This window comes from Emticicia soli (genome assembly GCF_037860775.1).
GTDB classification, from domain to species: Bacteria; Bacteroidota; Bacteroidia; order Cytophagales; family Spirosomataceae; genus Emticicia; species Emticicia soli.
The window spans coordinates 54,746-74,855 of sequence record NZ_JBBEWC010000001.1 but is presented as its reverse complement, the minus strand read 5'-3'; the positions used below and the strand labels follow the sequence as shown (position 1 = coordinate 74,855).

The following is a 20,110-nucleotide window of genomic DNA, read 5'->3' as shown; positions in this document are numbered from 1 at the left end:
TATTACCCTACCCGTGTAAAAGAGTGTTATTTATTGTATTTATTCGATTATTTATAAAGGAAAGATGAGAAATTTTATTTCGCTGAAAGATGTTGAAAGTGTTCAGGATTTAGTGAATGAGGGGATTCGTCAGAAACAAGCACCTTTTGCCGAGCAAGCGTTAGGAAAAAACAAAACCATAGGTTTAATATTCTTTAACCAGAGTTTAAGAACCCGCCTGAGTACACAAAAAGCAGCCGAGAATCTGGGTATGAATGTGATGATTATGAACGTGGGGCAAGATAGCTGGCAGCTTGAAATGGAAGACGGGGTAATAATGAACGGAGACAAAGCCGAACACGTAAAAGAAGCGGCTGCTGTAATAGGCAGCTATTGCGATATAATTGCCGTAAGAGCCTTTGCTGGTTTACAAAACCGTGAGGCCGATTACCGTGAACTTGTGATGGAGAAATTTAGACAATATGCAGGTGTGCCAATCGTAAATCTCGAGTCGGCCACTCGCCATCCTTGTCAGTCTTTAGCCGATTTAATCACAATAGAAGAGTGTAAAAAAGTAGCACGCCCCAAAGTTGTGCTAACCTGGCTACCGCATTTTAAACCCTTGCCACAGGCGGTAGCTAACTCATTTTGTGAGTGGGTTAATATGACAGACTATGAGTTTGTGATTACACACCCGCAAGGCTACGAACTAGCACCTGAATTTGTAGGCAATGCCAAAGTAATATATGACCAGAACGAAGCACTGGCAGGTGCCGACTTTGTGTATGGTAAAAACTGGTCGTCGTACACACATTATGGGCAAGTGTTAACACAAGACCCATCGTGGATGATTACCAAAGAAAAAATGGATTTAACCAACAATGGTTTGTTTATGCACTGCCTCCCTGTGCGTAGAAACCTGAAAGTAACCGACGAGGTGCTCGATAATCAGTCGGTGGTAATCCAGCAGGCTGCTAACAGAGAGTGGTCGGCGCAAGCAGTATTGAAGAATATTCTGAAAGATTTATAGGCTTATCAGGCCCCCAAAACATATACTAAGCACAACAACAAAATTCATCAACTGATATATTTCTTCTTTATCTTCATTATAGTATGCTTGCATACTATTTTGTTTCTATTTATATTTGTTTGAAACTATCTTTTTCTAGCTAGTTTTTTATATGCTAACACATACTATCAATCAAATACTATAAGCTTATGGCAGTTTCATCAATAGAAGGTATTAATTTTAATCTGACTGAAGAGCACCTGGCTGTACAGGAAGCCGCTCGTGAATTTGCACAAACCGAACTACTACCTACCGCGATAGAACGTGATACACATTCAAAATTCCCGCATGAGCAAGTAAAAAAAATGGGTGAGTTGGGTTTTTTTGGTATGATGGTGTCGCCTGAGTATGGCGGCGGTGGCATGGATACCATTTCTTATGTACTGGCAATGGAAGAAATCTCTAAGGTTGATGCTTCGGCATCGGTGGTGATGTCGGTTAATAACTCATTGGTTTGTTGGGGATTAGAAAGTTTTGGAACAGAAGAGCAGAAACAAAAATATCTTACACGTTTGGCAAGTGGCGAAATAATAGGTTCGTTTTGCTTATCAGAACCTGAAGCGGGCTCTGATGCAACTTCTCAACGCACTACTGCTATTGATAAAGGAGACCACTATTTGTTGAATGGTACAAAAAACTGGATAACCAACGGAGGTACTTCTTCGGTTTCGCTGGTAATTGCGCAAACTAATGTTGAATTGAAGCACAAAGGCATTAATTGCTTGATTGTAGAAAAAGGATGGGATGGTTTTGAGGTTGGAAAGAAAGAAGATAAAATGGGTATTCGCTCGTCAGATACGCACTCATTGATGTTTACCGATGTAAAAGTACCTAAAGAAAACAGAATTGGTGAAGATGGCTTCGGTTTTAAATTTGCCATGACTACCCTTAACGGTGGCCGAATTGGCATAGCAGCCCAGGCTTTGGGTATAGCAGCCGGAGCGTATGAGCTAGCGTTAAAGTACTCGAAAGAACGTAAGGCTTTTGGTAAAACCATAAGTGAGCATCAGGCCATTCAGTTTAAACTGGCCGAAATGGCTACAAAAATTGAGGCTGCCCGCTTATTGGTGTATAAAGCAGCTCGCCTGAAAGATGAAAAGAAAGATTTTATTGAAGCAGCGGCTATGGCTAAACTCTTTGCCTCAGAAGTAGCTATGTGGGCTACAACTGAAGCCGTACAGATACACGGTGGCTATGGCTACGTGAAAGAGTATCATGTAGAACGTTTAATGCGTGATGCAAAAATTACCCAGATTTATGAAGGTACGTCTGAAATACAGAAACTTGTAATTGCCCGTGAAATTCTGAAATAATCAACAGATTGTTTAGCACAAAACGCATATTTCATTGTATTAAAAAAGGCTCTTTTTGAGCCTTTTTTGCTATGAAAATGGCATATAATATTGGAATTTTACTTAAAAATTCAATTATAGCACTACGTTTTTATATGACTCAAATTAGACTTTTTTTAGAAAAACGGTGCTATTGTTGTAAAAAAATATAATTAAAGGAACATCTTTTGCTTTTTATTTGTTTGAAAAAAAAGTGGAAAATATTAGTTTTGTCCAATATTAGTTAATACATTGCGTTTAGTATTCTAAGCTATCACGTAAATTCTCCTATCAAAATGGAAGATTATAATAAGATTATCGAATCTCTGGGTGTGAAATTTGCTAAAGCACGCCACATAAGGATTTTACAACCGATTAAGATTAAAAACGTTTATGACGTTGAGAACTCTATTCTTATACTATATGACGGGGACGTAAAGTTGGCTGGCAATGATGAGCGTGTGCAGGCAGGAGATTTGCTTTTCATACCAGGCGGAAAAGCCGCAACCATTAGCTATGGTGTAGGAGAGCCTAAAAACATTTCGTTTGAAGAGTTCATGACTCGTCGTGAGAGCTATTTTGAGTCAATGACAGATCAAACGGTTATCGGCAAAGTGCCTAATTCATTTGGCTTGATAAACTTCGAAGCAAAGGTTTTTGATTCTGTAAACTTCTTTACTTCGCTAGATATTCCTCCGTTCTTTATCAAGCAGCACTCAAAACTTGCGTCTTTGATTTATGATATTCTGAAAGAAGACTTCTCTGATGAAGTTGGTCGTGGAAGAGTAATCAGAAACAAGACCGAAGAAATTGTGATTGAGATTGTGCGCCATATCTTAAAACACAGAATGTTTGTAGAGCAATTGGCAACCAATAGTACATATTTCAAAGACCCTCGTCTGATAGACATCTTTACTTATATCAAGAACAGTCTGGCCGGTGATTTGTCTAACAAACAATTGGCAAATGTAGCCAACGTATCAGAAGACTACGTAGGGCAGTATTTCAAGATGCTAACGGGTATTAATCCGCAAGATTATATCGAGTATCAACGTATGGAAGCAGCCGTAAATTTATTACGTACATCGAAGAAGAGCATCCGTGCCATTGGGCATGAAGTAGGCTATAAAGACACGGCTTATTTCTGCCGTCGTTTCAAAATGATGTTTGGTATCCCGGCAGGAAAAATGAGACGCCGTGAGTCTTTAATGATAGGTTAAAAAGCCTTTTTATAAACAACAACAAAGCCACCGTTATTACTAGCAGTGGCTTTGTTGTTTATGTTATTTTATAAAACCTTAGTTGCTTATCTTTAGGTCTTCCAGTTTTTCAATTACTAACTGATTTCGGCCTTTAAAAACACTTATTTTTCCGCTGGCTACTACTTTCTTACCTGTGAGTGCATCAACATCAATAGAGGCTTTTTCTAGCACTTCTTTATACAATACAACTGTTAACGGCGTGTGAGGGTATGCCTCATCTAAATTTATAAGTAAAAGTGGAGCTCTTTCGCCCGACTCAAAGCGTCTTGCGCCGGCTACTACACCTTTTACGATTACTTGTTTATCTACATAACTAGCTACTTTATCTGTTGTAAGCGTATCGGTTTGAGCATAGGCGGTGCTTACAAAACAACCAAGTAGTGCTACGAAGAATATTTTTTTCATATTTTTTTATTTTTACGATGAAGATTTGTCAGGTCAAAAACCTATGAGGGGATTAAATTTAAGCATAGATTTTGGTAAGTCTACATAAAAAGCATAATATTTTTCGGGCTAATGAATGAGCCTTTTAATTATTGGCTCTATAAACATTATAGCCTCTATGATAAGTAGCTTACCGTATATCAGAAATAGATTTGACAGATATTACTCAATCACTCTGTAATTATATTTTTTATTGGTCACTAAATCTTCATAATAAATTGTAAAAAATTTCTCATTAATTACGTATTGTGTAGTTGAAAGTGTTTTTAGTACATTATTACGGTTTATTCTGATATCATTCCTTATATCTCCCACACCTCCATATTTATGAAAGTTCAGCACTTTTTCAGGATTTAATGGTTGTTGCAAAAAATCGCTAAACCATTTTTCTCTCATCTTAATAATTTCGGGTGAATAAAGCGTAACCGACGACCAGATTCGAGGTTCTGATGTGTCTATTGTTTTATTAGAAAGTGTTTGTCCATTCCATTTCAACTCATAGATTATTAAATCATGTGTATTTTGAATAATCACTAATGTAAATGGTTCAATTCCTGTAAAATTATAGTCATCAATAAAGGTATTTACGGTACTAAACTTAAAGAAATCGAGAATAACCTTACCTCGGCTCTGCCTGTAAGGTGGTTGTGGAATATGCTTGATAGTACCCCCATTTAGAAGACACAAGGTGATTTCTCCGCTACTGGCAATCCATGTACCGCCACCACGGGGGTCTTTCGGGAAAAAAACATGATGGCCGTTAATCATATATTTTCTGGGTGGAGTGGCCGCCTCACGTGATACAGCTTCATCACGATTGGAGGTAAGAATAAAACCCTTATTGGCAATAGGGATATAAGTCAGCACACACATGACTATTGAAAAATTTAGAATTGTTTAAATAATTCGAATCTCTCGAATCTTATCTGTTAAAAAATGCAATAATCAGTTTTCAAAAACTAAAATTTCTTGTTTGTATTTAATGGTCGAATACGCAACGCCAAAGGTTGGCTCGATTTGTATATGCTTGAAATGCTCTTGAATACCAATTCTGATTAAGGCAAAATGGTGGATAGAATGCTCAATCATATATACCAATTCACGCATGAAATTAGATTCTATAAGCTCAAAGTTGCTTCCATCATAATTTGCCCTAATCTTAAGTTTTCTACATAGATCTGGTTCAGTTGTAATACTATGCTCAATATCAGTTAAAATATTTAGTGCAAAGGGCAGATTGGTCTCTATTAACAGATTACGTTCCCGCCCATCATAATCTACTATGCCAATTAAGCTGCCTTTAATTAAGCATTGAAAAAACTCAATCGTGTGTCTTACATGTTGCCCTATACTGCTATGATTCAGCACCGCAAGGTTTTCGGTATATTCGTGTGGGGTTAGCTGACTAAGTAAGTCTCTAAGTTGCTTGATTACTCCTATTGATGCTTGACGTGTCATTTTATTGTTGAACATTTAAGGTGATTGAAACTATGGCAATATCTTTAAGAAGCGAACTCTTTCCACCTATTCCGTATTCTAATCGGTTTACCTCAAAAGTGCTTTTTAATTGCGCAATTGAATTATTCTGTACAAAAGAAAAAGGGATTTTTATGCTTCTGGTAGTTTTCTTAATTGTTAAGTTGAAATATCCTATAAACTCATTTTCGCTTGCTCCTGTTTCGATTCTGGTAGAAATCATCGAAATTTTAGGGTAATTTTCGGCATCAAAGTAATTGCTACCTCTTAACGTTTTATCGCGTATATCTAAACCTGTGTCAATAGTTTTGGCTTCAATACTGGCTTTCAGGTTTGTATTTTTGAGGTTTTTAGGGTCAAAAACTATAACACCTGCAAAACCTTTAAACGAGCCTTCGGCAGTTGAACCAAATGCATGTTTTATTTTGAATGTTATTGTTGCAGTAGTCGGCTTCCAACTTTGCGCATGAGATATCAAACCTACAAACAAGAAAAACACCAATAGAATATTTTTGAAATGATTATCGAGCATTTTTAGCAGTCTTTTTAATAGGTGTGTAAGTAATTGCTACAAAGGGCAGCAAAGTTTTATGGCGGAAACGGTCATTTTCAAAAGTTAAAGTTTTATCGGTTGTGTATTCTAAAAATTGAAAACTTGCCCCTGCACGAAGCCCCAACTTGTTGCTTATCCGATACCTGAAATATAATTCTGAATTCAGGCTACCAATATCGCTATCGCTTATTAATAGTAAATTGAATTGGGTTGGTTTGGCTGTTTGTATAGTCTCATGCAATGATTTTGATTCACTGGCAATGAATTTGCCAGTTTGTTTACCGCCAAAAGAGTAACCAATAAAATCAATATTAAACCCAATGTCAAGTTTTTTGAAACTATACTGCAATATAATTGTGCCATTTACATTGCCTAGCCTTGATTTTGTTAGTTGTAGCGTATCAAGATTATCGGCAATATTTTCAGTAAATAAAGCCACAATGCTTTGGCTGCCAGACGTAAGCCTTGCAGGTGCGGTGATATAATTTTTTTGGCCGCTAAAAAAAGTATTTAGCCTGATACCCCACCCAATTTTGAAGCGCTTAGCTTTACCAATGCCATACAGGTTCTGATAGGAGAGAGAAGGCGAAAAAGCAGAGCCAAAAGCAACTGATAAGTCGAAGTTGCGTTGTGTTGCAGGGTATAAATATTGTGCTGACAACGTGTGACTCAGTAACAGAAATAGAATGATTTTCTTCATTGTTTTTTATCTTAATAGATTAGTTATTTTAGTTGGGCAAAGCCAAATAATACTGAATATTTTCTGCACCATATCAATACATGGTTTTGCTTATGTAAATCAGCATTTGATGGAATTTCTAACGAAATATTACCGTTCTGCACTTTATCGGTAAGCTGAATGAAATTGGTTACAGACTTATCTTCGGCAAGGTAAATGCGGAGGTCAGGACCAGCATCAGTAATGAAGTTCTCCAGAATTAAGGTACGTTTTTTATCCTTATCTTCGTAAACTTTTACAACTCCTGAGGTACTATGTTGTGCATTTTCAAAATTACCTTGTAATAGAAGGTTTTGTCCGGTTGAATTGAATTTACCAGATGAATCTGTGAGGTTTGAAGTAAAATCATTCTGTCTGATTACTTCTTTCTGGCAAGAAAATAAAGCCCATACAAGGCAGAAACTTATGAGGTATATCTTCATGATTTTTGAGTTTACCATACAAATATCGTAGATTATTAATATTTGGATTGTCGGCTGGACGACCTAACTCAGAAAACTACAAGAACTTCAAGGTTTTTTTTTAAAGATGATTTCAGTGCGGGAATAGTCTAAAATACCTTTCTCTTTGAATTCATTAAAAAGTTGGGTAACTGTCTGGCGAGTGCTGCATATCAAGCTGGCAATGTCTTGATGGGTAAGGTAATTTTTAAGCGTAACTTCATTGGCTGTGGCTGTTCCCTCTTTTGATGCCCATTCGTCTAAAAAACTCATAAAACGAGTTCGCACATCTTTATACATGAGGTTTGAATACTTATTTTGAAGCCTTTTGAACCTGAATCCCATCCATTTGGTATATGAAAGACCTAACTGAGGGTTCTTTTCTAATAATTTTTCAAAATCGTCCATCCTGAAACTGCAACAAATCACATTATCAGAAACTGCAACGGCATATTCATCAGACTGAGTTTCGGTTAAAGTAAACTCGCCGAAAATATCACCTTTTTGTATAACATCTTTTACAATTTCATTTCCCTTTTCATCTATTTCTACAATTTTAAGTGTTCCTTTTTTGAGAAAATAAACCCTTGTATTTTCATCATGTGAAAACAAGATGATCTCTCCCTTCATGGCAGTTTTGAAGTTTGTTATCATACATATTGATTTCAGTTCTGATGAAGAAAGTACACTGAAAAGTTTATGGTCTCGCAGATACCAATATTTTGTATCAAGATTCATAAAGGCCTTCGATAATATTCTCTGCTAATATACTCAATGTATCATATATCTACATAAAATGCTTTTTAATTATTGCCCAGACTTTGCTAAACGGTAGTGGATGAAACCCTCTTTTTTGGTTGTGAATACTTATCTCGGCACTACGTTTCCAGTGCCAACGTAAATCTCGATAGGCTTTCCAAAGCCGATAATTTGGGTCATAAATATGGCCAGGGTCAGAGCTGACACCGTTTAATTCCATTATTTTTATGTTTTCGCCCCGGTATAAATCTTCGATACTAGCTACTTTCATGTCGAATCTGCCGTAATAAAACCCTTCGAAACTTTCAGCAATTCTGCTGAAGACATCATCTAGTTTTTCGTTAATCAAATGGTTGGCATTTATGAACTTAGTTCCCCGACAATGATTACCGATAGGTTCTAGTAAAAGCTTTTCATTTGCAGGAAGGCTTGCATGAATATTTTCACCCAATTTTGACTCTAACGCTTCTAATTGAAATCGGGCACGGGTTGAGGCCTCAATTAACTCTTTGATGGTAGATTTTCCGTCACCTGTTACAGTCAGAAATTCTTTCATTGTCAGCGACGAAACCTTTCCCTTTCTTTCGTTTGGCAAGCGGCTAAAAAGTACACCAAATTCAATAGGATAATCGATAAACTCTTGTACTATATAATCTTCTGGGCTTGTTAAATGGTAGTTCTTTAATTGAGCAATCGTTTCTATTTTGGCTACATTTGTGCCTCTTTCGCCAATGTTCGGTTTTGCAATTAGTGGAAATGTCAAGTAACTGCTTGTTACTAAATGAATAGCTTTTTCAAAATCACTTTTTTTATCAATAAAAACGGTTTTTGGTAAAAACCGTGGATTGATTTTGTTTAGAATATCAATTTTGCTTTCGCCATAAAAACCCCCTGCCTCAATACCCGGATTTACAGAAGTAAAATAAGTAAACGAACGGGTTTTAAATACCAGATAAAGCCAATAAGGAGCCATTGGCAGATAAAAAAACCACCACGGCCAGTATTCGTAATTGGAGATTTTTATTATTGAAAGCGGTATTTTCATGTAGTTGTTATGAAAAATTGAGTTATTGATTTGGGAAGGTATTTTTTTGCAAATGCGATGCCCTCTTTACGATGAATAAATTGTATAGTTACCGAACAAATTAAAACAATAATTGCCAGTATAAAAAGCTGGCCGCCATCGCCTTTTGATTCTATTCCGATTACCAGTATATGAGACGCTATTGCGCCAAGCATTAAACCCATTCCAAGAAGCCCCCCGACAAATGCTGTTGTGGGTATTAAAAGCAATATTCCTGTTATTAACTCTAAAATTCCTGTACCAATTCGCCCCCAGGGTTCAGCACCAAGTTTCGTGAATAATTCTACTGATTCAGGATGTGCCGTAAATTTAAAATAAAGGGTTTGTATAAGAATAACAGAAGCTAAAATTCGTAAAATCCAAGAGACTATTTTTAGTGTTTTCATTTGACTTTATAGCGCAATTAATGAAAAATATTCATCCAGCTTTTATCAGCTTTCAATTTAAGGTTGGCCTCATCTTTATTCCATTTCGGAAGTGTATTATTGGTCCATGAATGATAAAAAAGATAGAGTTTGCCGTTTAAAACCTTAAAAGTTTCTGGGTCTATTTCTACTTTTTCGCCTGTTGCTCCCATCGCATACGCACACCAGCCACCATATTGAGGTTCGTATTTTTTAGGGTCTTTTAAAAATGCTTCCTTATTAGCGGCATTGATAAAACGATAAGTTACCCCTTCAAAATTTGCACTGAATTGCTTATTGCCTTCTAAAGCCTTATTCTGATTAAAATAAGCCACTGGGTCGTAGCCTTGTATTGCCAAACCGTTTTCGAGGTTAAACTGTTTTGCTCTGTTGGCATTCTGGGCAAAACTTATAACTGAAATACCTAAGAGGAGTAATATAAAAAAAGATCTGAGTTTCATTTCGGTGTTATTTAAGTTTATTCGTTAGGCTTGTTAAGCAAAGGCCAGTTATCATTGGCTTTTTGAATGCGGTTAGGAATATCTTTCGACCATAGTTCTTTTACCTTTTTGCTATAATTCAGGTAAAGTTTATCGTCTACAATCGTCCAGGCATCAGGGTCGGTTGGAGATTTATGCTTCTCACTTACACCAAAGGCACAAAAACCTCCATATTGTGGTGCATATTTAGCCGGATTAGCTTTGAAAGCATCCAGATTTTGCTGAGAACTGAATAGCCATTTAGTTTCGTTCCAGACAAAACTGAACGCTTCTTTGCCTTCAATAGCTTTGCTTTCGGTAAAATAGGCTACGGGGTCATAGCCATTAATAGCCACTCCATTTTTTTCGTAAAAAGCTTTTTCCTGAGCAAAAATACTTCCGGTAAAAAAGAGTGATAGGATAACTATTTGAACAAGTTTGTTTTTCATGCTGATTGAGATTTAATTTTTTACAAAATTGGTAGATTAATAAAAACCTAATTGTCGGCTCAATGACAATTCACAGAAAAATTCTGAAAGTTTGAAATACTGATAGACCAATAAAAAATAAACCAATAGCTTTATTAATTGCATACTTGTCAAATAAACTTAGCAGCCTGATTTGGAAACGGTTTGTCAGACAGACAAAAATCAGCAGAATAAGAAATGCACCCAAAGCTGCCCCAAGGATAAAAGAGATTTGTGAAGTATATGATTGAAAACTAAAAATTGACTGGAGATAGACCAAAACAACTACCCAGAAAGGTAATAATTGAGGATTAAGGATGCCCTTAATAAATCCGCCGAAAATTGCTTTTAATTGAGTAGTCTGTTTTAATTCTAAACTTGATTTTGAGGAGTTAAAAAAGCTGTAAATGCCAATTATTAAAAAAAAAGGAATAACGGCCAGTTCTAAAATTTCAAATAATCGTTGGTTTTTCGATAAGAAACTCTGGCTTTTGAGGGCTATTATTGTGCAAACGATTTCGGGTATTGTGCCACTAATAGCTACCCATATACCAGCTTTAAAATTGTGTGAAAGTGTTGCCTGAACTACCGCCAGATTTACAGGGCCGGGCTGTATTGAGCCTACAAAACTTATAAGGGTTGTGAGTAATAAAATGGCTAATGATTCAGACATATTTTGGTTGATTTGCACAGCAAATATAATGGAGCTATAAAAAATAGAATGTCGGACTGCTGACAGTTTAGACTAAATCAAAGTTTCAGGCACAACCAATTCAAGAGCCTTAGGGATTATTTCAACATTCAGACTCTTTATTTTTCCAAGATATTCTCCATCAATCTGAAAATGTACTTTCCTGGCCGAATGCATAGCTAATGAACTAGCCTGAAAAACTTCGGTTTTAGTCAAATCATATTCTTTATGCGTAAAAACCATCTTGAAAACTTCCTGAAGAGATATTTTTTTAATCACTATTACTTCAAATAATTCATCATCAAGTCGCCCAATCGGATTAATCACTGCTCCTGTACCATATTGTGTTGCATTGGCAATTACAATCATTTCGGCTTTCATCTTAACAGCTTTTTTATCAATCCGCATACTTATCTCCATTTTCGGATTTTGCATCAGCACTTTCAGAGAAGCAATAAAGTAGCCCCACATACCCCGTACTTTCTGATATTTAAACCTTTTCATGGCATAGGCATTAAGCCCAATGTCACTTAGATGAATACATAATTGCTCATTGATATTAGTTAAGTGGATTTTTTGAGAAAAGCCTTTTGAGATTATATCTAAGGCATTATCTGCATTTATTTTAAGCTCGCTAGCTAAACCATTGGCTGACCCTGCCGGAATAATGCCTAATTTGATGCTGGTATTCATCACGCATTCAGACACCAATTTTATCGTGCCATCGCCTCCAACTGCAACTGCTTGGTGTGGTCGAAATAACTTAATCTCCTGTTTTATTGTTTCTATATTACAGTCTTTTGTGAGTTCATAAAGTTTAACGATATGCTGTGTTACTTTAAAGTAATCGGCTATTATAGAAGCCCAATCAGTATTATTTTTGCCTGAACCAGGATTAATTATAAAAAGTATTCTTGTATTAGCTTGCGTCATGATGAAAAATAAAAGTTTAGATGCTACCGTAAAAGTCTATCATGGCTATGGACACACCCATAATCTGGTAGTGTATGGCCATGTTTTGGCAAATAAACCGGCCAAGTCGGGTAAGTTCAGCGATAATCTGCTCACAAATGCTTTACAGTTACTCAAGCTGTTTTCGGTAAAGCCATTACCAAATGTTCGTGTTAGTTTGCAATGGGGAAATAAACAATTATATACCACAACCGAGTCGGACGGCTTCTTCAAATTTGAATGGCAATCTACTACCGAAGTGGCGGCAGGTTGGCACGAGATAACAGTTCATCTACTAAATGAGCAAAACGGCACTATTGTTTCAGGAAAAGGAGAAATTTTTGTACCTCATTCAACTCAATACGGATTTATATCTGATATTGATGATACCGTTCTAGTATCTCATTCGGCTGATACAGGCAAAAAGTTGCGTGTTATGTTTACTAAAAACCCGCATACCCGAAAAACTTTTGCCGATGTAGTAAAGTTTTATCAGTTGCTTTCAGTAGCCCATACAAGCCCTGATTTATTGAATCCATTTTTTTATGTTTCGAGTAGCGAATGGAATCTATACTATTACTTAGTTGAGTTTTTTAATCATAATGGCTTACCAAAAGGGGCATTTCTGCTCAACCAGATAAAAAGATGGTACCAATTACTTAAAACCGGCGCAACCAAACACCAAGGGAAACTGGTACGGGTAACAAGAATCTTGCACGCATTTCCGAAACAAAAATTTGTTTTACTGGGTGATAACTCACAAAAAGACCCGGAAATTTATATGAGTATTGCCAATAAATATTCTGAGCAGATTGCGGCAATCTATATCCGTAACATTAGCCCGCAAAAAGAAGAGTTAACGCTAGGAATGCTGAATACCATCACTAACAAAAATATTCATTTTTGCCAGTTTAAACACACTGATGAAGCTATTGCGCATGCTAAGGATGTTGGGTTGATAACATGATAACCAATAAGAAATAGTTTATTGAAATTTTACTTTATAGGGGCATAGTTCCCCACTTTTAATCCCTTCTAACCCCCACCTAAGCATTTTTTGCTTAACTTAGCGGAAAAGTTTTCGACAAACTAATCCCTAACAGACAATTCATGAAACAAACATTCTGTCTTTTGCTTGCTTTACTTCCGCTGTTGAGTAATGCTCAGAAAGCTCTCAATAGCGATGCACAGGCTGCTATCAATCAGATTGATTCTAATAAAATAAAAGCACATGTGGTGTATCTGGCCGACGATAAACTAAAAGGCCGACAACCCGGTAAAGAGGGCTTTATGATGGCCGTAGACTATGTGCAAAAACAATATAAAGAGATTGGCCTGCAACCTGCCGGAGAAAATGGTTCTTACCTTCAAAAAGTAACCCTCCGCAAAAGCCGATTAGATAAAGATAAAACTTCTCTGGTATTAACCCTGCCTAATGGCGATAAAAAACCACTCGTATTAGGCACCGATTTTTATGTGTATCCGCATCCTGAAAAAAAATCGGTTGATTTTGATGCACCTCTGGCTTTTGTAGGCACAGGCTTCGATGCACCAAAAATCAATATTCAGGATTATAAAAATCTTGATGTAAAAGGCAAAATAGTTGTTATTTTACGTAAAGTGCCAGACAATTTATCGGCCAACGTAAAATTGCATTTACAGTACCCTGCTACCTTACAAGAATTTGCCGCTAAAAACGGAGCTGTTGGCGTATTGGTGTGTAATTATACCAGCGGTGCTGTTCAGTTTAGAGCAATAACCAACAATATGTCGGTAAATGGCATTGGTGCGTCTGTTCTGCCTGACGGCAAAAGAGCAAGTTCAGCCTCTGCATTAGGTGGTAAGATTCAGGCAGCTGGTGGTATTTCGGTAACTTTATTAAAAGAACTGATGCAAGCCGAAAACGAAAACTTAGATACCATCTGGCAGGCATTAGAAAAAGGCTCTTATGTAAGCAAAACACTTAAAAGTGCTATCAGCGGACATTATGAGTCGAATTTTGAAGACATTAATAGCTACAACGTAATAGGTAAAATTGAGGGTTCAGACCCTAAACTGAAAAACGAATTTGTGATTCACTCGGCCCACCTCGACCACGTAGGTGTAGGAAAACCAATCAACGGTGATTCTATTTATAATGGTGCGCACGATAACGCCTCTGGTGTGGCTTGTGCCATAGAAATTGCCCGTGCCTATTCAAAGTTGGCTACAAAACCAAAGCGTTCGGTTGTTTTTGCTATGCTTACTGCCGAAGAACTTGGGCTTTTAGGCTCAGGCTATTTTACGGCTTTACCAACTTTGCCTAAAGATAAAATTGTAGCTGGTATCAATACCGATATGCCTACTATTCTGGCTCCTTTAGAGTCGGTAGCACCTTTGGGTGCCGAGCATAGCAGTTTATTGAAAGTAGTTGAAGAAGCCGCTTCTTATGTTGGCCTGAACGTAGAGCCTGACCCAGACCCAAGCGAAGGCCGTTTTGTAAGAAGCGACCAGTATAATTTTGTAAAAGCGGGTATTCCGGCTTTACATATCAAATACGGCTATAAAAAAACTACGATAGAGAAAAATCTGGCCGAAAAAGTAAAAATATGGAGAGAAGCCAATTACCATAAACCATCTGACGAGGTAAATGATACCTTCGTGTGGTCGGCTGGAAGGAAATACGCACAGGTAAACTTTCTGATAAGCTACCTGATAGCACAAAACCCCGAAAGACCAACCTGGAATAAAGGAGATTTTTTTGAGACAAATACAGGAAAATGATATTTTTGCATAGGCAAACAAATTAAACACTACCAATGGCTCACCACTGCTACTTTAATGGCAAAATCGGCTCTGTAGAGCAAACCAACGTACACATTACCGACCTTGGGCTACTGCGTGGCTATGGTCTTTTCGATTATTTCCGTACCTACAATGGTCGCCCGTTTCAGTGGGATTGGTACTGGGAAAGATATGAACGCTCGGCAAGGCTTTTAAGGCTTCCTAACCCGATTGAGAAAGACGAAGCCTATAAAGTAGTAATGCAATTGGTAGAACAGTCGGGTTTAGATGATTGCGCCATACGCTTTATTTTAACAGGTGGTTACTCAGAAGACAGCGTTTCGATGAGCAAGCCAAACCTACTTATTATCAGTGAAGACATACATCCTGTAAAACCGGAAGAGTATACTGCAGGCATAAAAGTAATTGCGTATGAGTTTGTGAGAGATTTACCAGAAGTAAAAAGTACCGATTACAAGCATTATATGATATTGCAACAGGATATTAAAGCCGCTAAGGCTTCAGATGTGCTCTATCATAAAAACGGATATATCAGCGAGCTGAGCAGAAGTAATGTATTTATTTTTAAAGGTGATACTTTAATTACACCTGATACCGATATTCTGAAAGGCATTACCAGAAGAACAACGCTTGAGCTAGCCAAAGGGCACTTCAAGATTGAAGAACGTGCTGTGAGCTTTACAGAACTGCTAGAGGCCGACGAGGTGTTTACCACAAGTACTACAAAACGTGTTTTACCTATCACCAGAGTCGATGATGCGGTGCTGGGCTCAGGGCAAATTGGTGTCAAAACACAGTTTTTATTAGACCTGATTAATGAAAAAGTAAATAATTGGTAAAATTTTATTTTTTTTCTTTGCTCATACTTGCGTCGTTATTTAAAAAATACTACTTTTGCACCCACAAGTTCAGGATTGACCCATAGTATAAGGGTAGTACAACAGATTTTGGTTCTGTATGTCTAGGTTCGAATCCTAGTGGGTCAACAACAAAAAGAGGTAATTATTTGGTAATCAAGTAATTACCTCTTTTGCTTTTATATCCTATCAGCAATTTAGCTGAATCAATCTTACAAGCTGTGGTCTCGTCTTTAGATAAGAGGGCTCGTTACCAGCAAACCAAACATAAATATCTACATTGTTTGTCATGCTGAAAGAAGCGTTTCTATTGCTTGGGCTGGTAGAGGCAAGTACATTATAAAGCTCATTTTTTTAGTGTAAAACCTAAATCTATAAAAATTATTATAGATGATTTACTTGAAAAAAATTTCTGTGTTGATTAGTAAAATATCTATTTATTGTTGATATGGTAGTTAATTATTCTATATATAACTATGTTTACATATTAAATTTTCTAAAATTGCATTGAATTTTAGATTTTTTTGCTAACTTTGCAAGGGTTCTTTCAATCAATTGCCGTTTATAGGTTTGGTCAGAATATTATAATAGTGTTCTCGGCTGATTAAAAAGGAATCGTGTGTCATTCACGAGCTGACGTGCAACCGTGAGTAACTGCCCTGAATGAAGGGCAAAGTTTTTATCATTTTAATCCATTGTCTGAAAAGATGAGAAGGAGGGTAAAGGCTGTTACGAGTCGGGAGACTTGCCTTAAACGAATTGACGAATGCTTTCACGACATAGAGCAGTAGTCAGGCGTTGAACATTTCATTAGCCGGAACAAATCCTTGTTTCAGCTTAGTGGTGTGCGTCTTTTGTATCTTTCTCAGTGAAAGCATACGAAAAGGGAAGTTCAAAAATATCCAAATTTTTGTTTCACTAAAACCTTTAATCGTATGCTCAAAAACAATCTTGGTTATCCGAGAATCGGAAGCCATCGTGAGCTCAAAAAAGCCTGTGAATCTTATTGGTCAGGCAAAATCTCTCAATCTCAATTATTGGAAGTCGGAGGGCAGATTCGCCGTCAGAATTGGTTGTTACAACAGCAATCAGGCATTGACCTTATTCCGTCTAATGATTTCTCTTTCTACGACCAGGTGCTTGACCATAGCTTGCTGATAGGCAATATTCCTGAGCGTTATGATGCCATTCTGAGTGGCAACGCTGCCAACAACCAGCTCGACCAGTATTTTGCTATGGCACGTGGCTATCAGAAAGATGGCCTTGATGTAAAAGCCATGGAAATGACCAAATGGTATGATACAAACTACCATTTTATTGTACCCGAGTTTGTAAAGAACCAGACTTTTAAATTATCATCAAGCAAAATTTTTGATGAGTTCTCAGAAGCCTTGGCGCTCGGTATTAGCACTAAACCTGTAATATTAGGCCCGGTATCTTATTTATTGGCAGGTAAAGAAAAAGAAGACGGTTTTAAACGTCTCGACCTCCTAACAGCTTTATTGCCTGTTTATGAGCAAATTATTGAAAAACTTTTGGCTTTAGGTGCACAATGGATTCAGTTTGATGAGCCTTGTTTAGCTTTAGATTTAGGCTACCACGAAAAAGATGCTTTACGTATAGCTTATGGGCAATTCAGCACTAAATTTCCTAAGTTGAAAGTTTTGTTGACTACTTATTTTGATGGCTTGAGAGATAACCTGTTGGCTGCTTCTCAATTACCGGTAGCGGCTCTTCATGTTGATTTAGTGCGTTATCCTCAACAATTTACTGAGATTCTAGGCTCATTAAAAGAGTCTACTGCTATTTCTTTGGGTGTAGTTGATGGCCGTAATATCTGGAAAAACGATTATCAGCAATCACTTACATTCATCAAAGAAGCTATTGCAAAACTTGGCGAAAACCGTGTAATGATTGCACCATCGTGCTCATTGCTTCATTCGCCATGTGATTTAGCATTAGAGAAAGACGAAGAATGCCTCCCTGCACAAATAAAAGATTGGATGGCCTTTGCTAAACAAAAACTTAGCGAAGTAAACGATTTATACGAAATTTCAGCGAATGGTAAACAAGAATTATTGACAGCCAATCAGGCAAGTATCGAAAGCAGAAGAGCTTCTGCCCTGATTCATAAACCTGTTGTAAAAGAAAGAGTAGCGGCATTGACAGAAGCAGATGCGCAAAGAACAAGTCCTTTCGTTGAGCGTCAGAAAAAGCAAAAATCTTTGCTCAACCTTCCTTTGTTTCCTACAACAACAATCGGTTCGTTCCCTCAGACAGACGATATTCGTCAGCTAAGAGCCAGATACAAAAAAGGCGACCTTAGTACTGAGCAATACGAAACTTCAATTGAAGAACACATTAAAAGTGCCATCGAATGGCAGGAGAATATCGACCTTGATGTATTGGTGCACGGAGAATTTGAGCGTAACGACATGGTTGAGTACTTTGGCGAGCTATTAAACGGCTATGTATTTACCCAAAATGGCTGGGTACAAAGCTATGGCTCACGCTGTGTGAAACCGCCAATTATTTTTGGTGATATTGACAGACCAGAAGCAATGACGGTAAGATGGTCGAGCTTTGCGCAGTCGCTTACCCAGAAATATATGAAAGGTATGCTTACAGGACCAATTACTATTTTGCAATGGTCGTTTGTAAGAGATGACCAGCCTCGTAGCACAACTATGCTTCAACTTTCTTTGGCTATCAGAGATGAAGTGAGTGATTTAGAAAAAGCTGGAATAAAGATTATTCAGATTGATGAGGCGGCTATCAGAGAAGGCTTACCTTTGCGCAAAGCTGATAGAAAGGCTTATCTGGATAATGCCGTTCGCTCGTTCAGGGTAGCTTCTTCGTCGGTAAAAGACGAAACGCAGATTCATACGCACATGTGTTACTCAGAATTCAACGATATTATTGAAAGCATAGCAGCTATGGATGCCGATGTGATAACGATTGAAACGTCACGCTCGCAGATGGAACTACTTGAAGCTTTTAATGAGTTTAATTATCCGAACGAAATCGGGCCGGGTGTTTATGATATTCATAGCCCACGTGTACCAACTACTGAAGAAATGGTGCACTTGCTCGAAAAAGCCAGCACAGTATTGCCTGTTGAAAATATCTGGGTGAATCCGGATTGTGGTCTGAAAACCCGTAAGTGGCCTGAAACAGAAGCCGCTTTGAAAAACATGGTAGCCGCTGCAGAAGCTGTTCGTAAAAACATAACCGAGGCTTTATAGTTATTTATAGAACCTGTTTGAATTTTTTATTTTATGACGAGAATGAGCGGCTGCCGCGCAGTAAAAATCAGCCATTCGTAGGCAAAGAAATAAATTTAAACAGGTTCATTCTAATCAATCCTTTCTGGTGCAATGTCAGCAAGGACTTACTCATATAAAAGATAAAACCATGTTTAACTTAAGAAAACGCCTGGAGTCTTTGCCCAAATCGAAACTTCCACTCTCGTGGGACATTGCAAATCCGCTCTTACCCTGGCATATCCAGATTCAGGAAGATGTTACGCAGCTTAAAAAGCTTATTAAACTTCATAAATGGGAGCTGGATTTAGATTATAACAAGTTATTGGCTCATGGATTTTCGATTGTTATTACAAATCTGCAAAAAGAGATTATATGGGTATGCAGCAATTTTCTTAATATGACAGGCTATACACCAAAAGAAGCAATAGGCCAAAAACCAAGCTTTTTACAAGGAGCCAGAACCAACAAAAAACAAGTTGAGTTAATAAGCGAACAACTCAAACGCTATGAAACTGTAAGTGCCCGACTGATAAATTATAGAAAAGACAATGAGCCTTATCTATGCGAAATCAAGATTTATCCGCTTAAAAATACCGAGGGGCAGGTAACGCATTTTCTGGCTATTGAGAAAGATAAAGATGAATAGCACAAACTTGTTATAGAACCAACAACTATTACCCTAATAGAATGAGCATAGAAGAAAAAATAAAGTTTTCAGAAACCAGAATATTTAAAGTGGTATTCCCTAATACAACCAACCACTACGATACGCTATTTGGTGGCACCGCCATGCACCTGATGGACGAAGTAGCTTTTATTACCGCTACCAGATTTAGCCGCAAAAGGGTTGTTACGGTTTCGTCAAGCAAAATAGATTTCACTAAGTCTATTCCGGCTGATACGATTATCGAGATTGTAGGCCGAATTATAAGAGTAGGTAATACAAGCCTTGATGTTGAAGTAGAAATCTACAAAGAAGAAATGTATGAAGAGAAAAGAGAGCAGGCCATAAAAGGCATATTTACTTTTGTAGCCATAGGTGAAGACAAAAAGCCTGTAAGTGTTTTGGGCTGAT

The 20,110-nt window shown here is 37.4% G+C and carries 22 protein-coding genes, 1 tRNA gene and 1 riboswitch; of the genes, 10 read left to right on the top strand and 13 right to left on the bottom strand.

Annotated elements, in window-relative coordinates; all coding sequences use genetic code 11:
* The first annotated feature begins 64 nt into the window (after window positions 1-64).
* The 3 genes from WAE64_RS00315 to WAE64_RS00305 all read left to right on the top strand — a co-directional run bounded on the left by WAE64_RS00315 (window position 65) and on the right by WAE64_RS00305 (window position 3,599).
* Window positions 65-1,009 carry an N-acetylornithine carbamoyltransferase gene (locus WAE64_RS00315; RefSeq protein WP_340233139.1) on the top strand — a complete coding sequence of 315 codons (945 nt, stop codon included), beginning with the start codon at window positions 65-67 and terminating at the stop codon, window positions 1,007-1,009.
* 212 nt (window positions 1,010-1,221) lie between these two features.
* Window positions 1,222-2,361 carry an acyl-CoA dehydrogenase gene (locus WAE64_RS00310; RefSeq protein WP_452124573.1) on the top strand — a complete coding sequence of 380 codons (1,140 nt, stop codon included), beginning with the start codon at window positions 1,222-1,224 and terminating at the stop codon, window positions 2,359-2,361.
* A gap of 314 nt (window positions 2,362-2,675) precedes the next feature.
* Window positions 2,676-3,599: a helix-turn-helix domain-containing protein gene (locus tag WAE64_RS00305; protein WP_340233134.1), complete on the top strand. Its 924-nt coding sequence runs from the start codon at window positions 2,676-2,678 to the stop codon at window positions 3,597-3,599.
* A gap of 78 nt (window positions 3,600-3,677) precedes the next feature.
* Here WAE64_RS00305 and WAE64_RS00300 read toward each other — a convergent pair whose 3' ends face one another.
* From WAE64_RS00300 to WAE64_RS00240, 13 genes are all read right to left on the bottom strand, one after another.
* Window positions 3,678-4,046, bottom strand: coding sequence for a hypothetical protein (locus tag WAE64_RS00300; protein ID WP_340233132.1), 369 nt, complete (start codon window positions 4,044-4,046; stop codon window positions 3,678-3,680).
* A gap of 201 nt (window positions 4,047-4,247) precedes the next feature.
* The gene (locus tag WAE64_RS00295; RefSeq protein WP_340233130.1) at window positions 4,248-4,958 is read right to left on the bottom strand and encodes an NRDE family protein; all 711 of its coding nucleotides are present in this window, start codon (window positions 4,956-4,958) and stop codon (window positions 4,248-4,250) included.
* A 72-nt stretch (window positions 4,959-5,030) separates the two neighbouring features.
* Window positions 5,031-5,543, bottom strand: a complete 513-nt coding sequence (locus WAE64_RS00290) for a hypothetical protein (RefSeq protein ID WP_340233128.1) — start codon at window positions 5,541-5,543, stop codon at window positions 5,031-5,033.
* A gap of 1 nt (window position 5,544) precedes the next feature.
* On the bottom strand, window positions 5,545-6,093 hold the full coding sequence (locus WAE64_RS00285; RefSeq protein ID WP_340233126.1) for a YceI family protein: 549 nt from the start codon (window positions 6,091-6,093) through the stop codon (window positions 5,545-5,547).
* Window positions 6,083-6,814 carry a hypothetical protein gene (locus tag WAE64_RS00280; protein ID WP_340233124.1) on the bottom strand — a complete coding sequence of 244 codons (732 nt, stop codon included), beginning with the start codon at window positions 6,812-6,814 and terminating at the stop codon, window positions 6,083-6,085. Before WAE64_RS00280 ends, WAE64_RS00285 begins: the two co-directional genes overlap by 11 nt.
* A gap of 23 nt (window positions 6,815-6,837) precedes the next feature.
* Entirely contained in the window at window positions 6,838-7,275 is a 438-nt protein-coding gene (locus WAE64_RS00275) for a DM13 domain-containing protein (RefSeq protein ID WP_340233122.1), read from the bottom strand.
* Between the two features lie 87 nt (window positions 7,276-7,362).
* Window positions 7,363-8,031 carry a Crp/Fnr family transcriptional regulator gene (locus WAE64_RS00270; protein WP_340233120.1) on the bottom strand — a complete coding sequence of 223 codons (669 nt, stop codon included), beginning with the start codon at window positions 8,029-8,031 and terminating at the stop codon, window positions 7,363-7,365.
* 49 nt (window positions 8,032-8,080) lie between these two features.
* A complete protein-coding gene (locus WAE64_RS00265; RefSeq protein ID WP_340233118.1) occupies window positions 8,081-9,097 on the bottom strand; it encodes an ATP-grasp domain-containing protein in 1,017 nt (338 codons plus the stop codon).
* Complete coding sequence (locus tag WAE64_RS00260) at window positions 9,094-9,522, bottom strand: DoxX family protein (protein ID WP_340233113.1); 429 nt, start codon at window positions 9,520-9,522, stop codon at window positions 9,094-9,096. Before WAE64_RS00260 ends, WAE64_RS00265 begins: the two co-directional genes overlap by 4 nt.
* 17 nt (window positions 9,523-9,539) lie before the next feature.
* The gene (locus WAE64_RS00255) at window positions 9,540-10,001 is read right to left on the bottom strand and encodes a YHS domain-containing (seleno)protein (protein WP_340233107.1); all 462 of its coding nucleotides are present in this window, start codon (window positions 9,999-10,001) and stop codon (window positions 9,540-9,542) included.
* Between the two features lie 17 nt (window positions 10,002-10,018).
* Window positions 10,019-10,468, bottom strand: coding sequence for a YHS domain-containing (seleno)protein (locus tag WAE64_RS00250; RefSeq protein ID WP_340233105.1), 450 nt, complete (start codon window positions 10,466-10,468; stop codon window positions 10,019-10,021).
* A 70-nt stretch (window positions 10,469-10,538) separates the two neighbouring features.
* On the bottom strand, window positions 10,539-11,159 hold the full coding sequence (locus WAE64_RS00245) for a LysE family translocator (RefSeq protein ID WP_340233103.1): 621 nt from the start codon (window positions 11,157-11,159) through the stop codon (window positions 10,539-10,541).
* Between the two features lie 72 nt (window positions 11,160-11,231).
* A complete protein-coding gene (locus WAE64_RS00240; RefSeq protein ID WP_340233101.1) occupies window positions 11,232-12,110 on the bottom strand; it encodes a diacylglycerol/lipid kinase family protein in 879 nt (292 codons plus the stop codon).
* Here WAE64_RS00240 and WAE64_RS00235 point away from each other — a divergent pair.
* The 7 genes from WAE64_RS00235 (at window position 12,109) to WAE64_RS00205 (ending at window position 20,109) form a co-directional block, all read left to right on the top strand.
* Window positions 12,109-13,095, top strand: coding sequence for an App1 family protein (locus tag WAE64_RS00235; RefSeq protein ID WP_340233099.1), 987 nt, complete (start codon window positions 12,109-12,111; stop codon window positions 13,093-13,095). The two genes, WAE64_RS00240 and WAE64_RS00235, sit on opposite strands and share 2 nt — an antisense overlap.
* Window positions 13,096-13,238: 143 nt before the next feature.
* A complete protein-coding gene (locus WAE64_RS00230; RefSeq protein ID WP_340233097.1) occupies window positions 13,239-14,891 on the top strand; it encodes a M20/M25/M40 family metallo-hydrolase in 1,653 nt (550 codons plus the stop codon).
* 35 nt (window positions 14,892-14,926) lie between these two features.
* Window positions 14,927-15,751, top strand: coding sequence for an aminotransferase class IV (locus WAE64_RS00225; RefSeq protein WP_340233092.1), 825 nt, complete (start codon window positions 14,927-14,929; stop codon window positions 15,749-15,751).
* Between the two features lie 76 nt (window positions 15,752-15,827).
* Window positions 15,828-15,898: transfer RNA gene (locus WAE64_RS00220), tRNA-Gln, on the top strand.
* A gap of 420 nt (window positions 15,899-16,318) precedes the next feature.
* Window positions 16,319-16,536, top strand: a riboswitch (cobalamin riboswitch).
* Window positions 16,537-16,704: 168 nt separating this feature from the next.
* Window positions 16,705-19,014 carry a 5-methyltetrahydropteroyltriglutamate--homocysteine S-methyltransferase gene (metE, locus tag WAE64_RS00215; RefSeq protein WP_340233090.1) on the top strand — a complete coding sequence of 770 codons (2,310 nt, stop codon included), beginning with the start codon at window positions 16,705-16,707 and terminating at the stop codon, window positions 19,012-19,014.
* A 169-nt stretch (window positions 19,015-19,183) separates the two neighbouring features.
* On the top strand, window positions 19,184-19,681 hold the full coding sequence (locus WAE64_RS00210) for a PAS domain-containing protein (protein ID WP_340233087.1): 498 nt from the start codon (window positions 19,184-19,186) through the stop codon (window positions 19,679-19,681).
* Window positions 19,682-19,722: 41 nt separating this feature from the next.
* Window positions 19,723-20,109, top strand: coding sequence for an acyl-CoA thioesterase (locus tag WAE64_RS00205; RefSeq protein WP_340233085.1), 387 nt, complete (start codon window positions 19,723-19,725; stop codon window positions 20,107-20,109).
* Window position 20,110 lies beyond the last annotated feature (1 nt).

Coding starts and splice junctions, on each gene's coding strand:
- WAE64_RS00315 (WP_340233139.1), top strand. CDS start 65: ATGAGAAATTTTATTTCGCTGAAAGATGTTGAAAGTGTTCAGGATTTA.
- WAE64_RS00305 (WP_340233134.1), top strand. CDS start 2,676: ATGGAAGATTATAATAAGATTATCGAATCTCTGGGTGTGAAATTTGCT.
- WAE64_RS00300 (WP_340233132.1), bottom strand. CDS start 4,046: ATGAAAAAAATATTCTTCGTAGCACTACTTGGTTGTTTTGTAAGCACC.
- WAE64_RS00295 (WP_340233130.1), bottom strand. CDS start 4,958: ATGTGTGTGCTGACTTATATCCCTATTGCCAATAAGGGTTTTATTCTT.
- WAE64_RS00290 (WP_340233128.1), bottom strand. CDS start 5,543: ATGACACGTCAAGCATCAATAGGAGTAATCAAGCAACTTAGAGACTTA.
- WAE64_RS00285 (WP_340233126.1), bottom strand. CDS start 6,093: ATGCTCGATAATCATTTCAAAAATATTCTATTGGTGTTTTTCTTGTTT.
- WAE64_RS00280 (WP_340233124.1), bottom strand. CDS start 6,814: ATGAAGAAAATCATTCTATTTCTGTTACTGAGTCACACGTTGTCAGCA.
- WAE64_RS00275 (WP_340233122.1), bottom strand. CDS start 7,275: ATGAAGATATACCTCATAAGTTTCTGCCTTGTATGGGCTTTATTTTCT.
- WAE64_RS00270 (WP_340233120.1), bottom strand. CDS start 8,031: ATGAATCTTGATACAAAATATTGGTATCTGCGAGACCATAAACTTTTC.
- WAE64_RS00265 (WP_340233118.1), bottom strand. CDS start 9,097: ATGAAAATACCGCTTTCAATAATAAAAATCTCCAATTACGAATACTGG.
- WAE64_RS00260 (WP_340233113.1), bottom strand. CDS start 9,522: ATGAAAACACTAAAAATAGTCTCTTGGATTTTACGAATTTTAGCTTCT.
- WAE64_RS00255 (WP_340233107.1), bottom strand. CDS start 10,001: ATGAAACTCAGATCTTTTTTTATATTACTCCTCTTAGGTATTTCAGTT.
- WAE64_RS00250 (WP_340233105.1), bottom strand. CDS start 10,468: ATGAAAAACAAACTTGTTCAAATAGTTATCCTATCACTCTTTTTTACC.
- WAE64_RS00245 (WP_340233103.1), bottom strand. CDS start 11,159: ATGTCTGAATCATTAGCCATTTTATTACTCACAACCCTTATAAGTTTT.
- WAE64_RS00235 (WP_340233099.1), top strand. CDS start 12,109: ATGATGAAAAATAAAAGTTTAGATGCTACCGTAAAAGTCTATCATGGC.
- WAE64_RS00240 (WP_340233101.1), bottom strand. CDS start 12,110: ATGACGCAAGCTAATACAAGAATACTTTTTATAATTAATCCTGGTTCA.
- WAE64_RS00230 (WP_340233097.1), top strand. CDS start 13,239: ATGAAACAAACATTCTGTCTTTTGCTTGCTTTACTTCCGCTGTTGAGT.
- WAE64_RS00225 (WP_340233092.1), top strand. CDS start 14,927: ATGGCTCACCACTGCTACTTTAATGGCAAAATCGGCTCTGTAGAGCAA.
- metE (WP_340233090.1), top strand. CDS start 16,705: ATGCTCAAAAACAATCTTGGTTATCCGAGAATCGGAAGCCATCGTGAG.
- WAE64_RS00210 (WP_340233087.1), top strand. CDS start 19,184: ATGTTTAACTTAAGAAAACGCCTGGAGTCTTTGCCCAAATCGAAACTT.
- WAE64_RS00205 (WP_340233085.1), top strand. CDS start 19,723: ATGAGCATAGAAGAAAAAATAAAGTTTTCAGAAACCAGAATATTTAAA.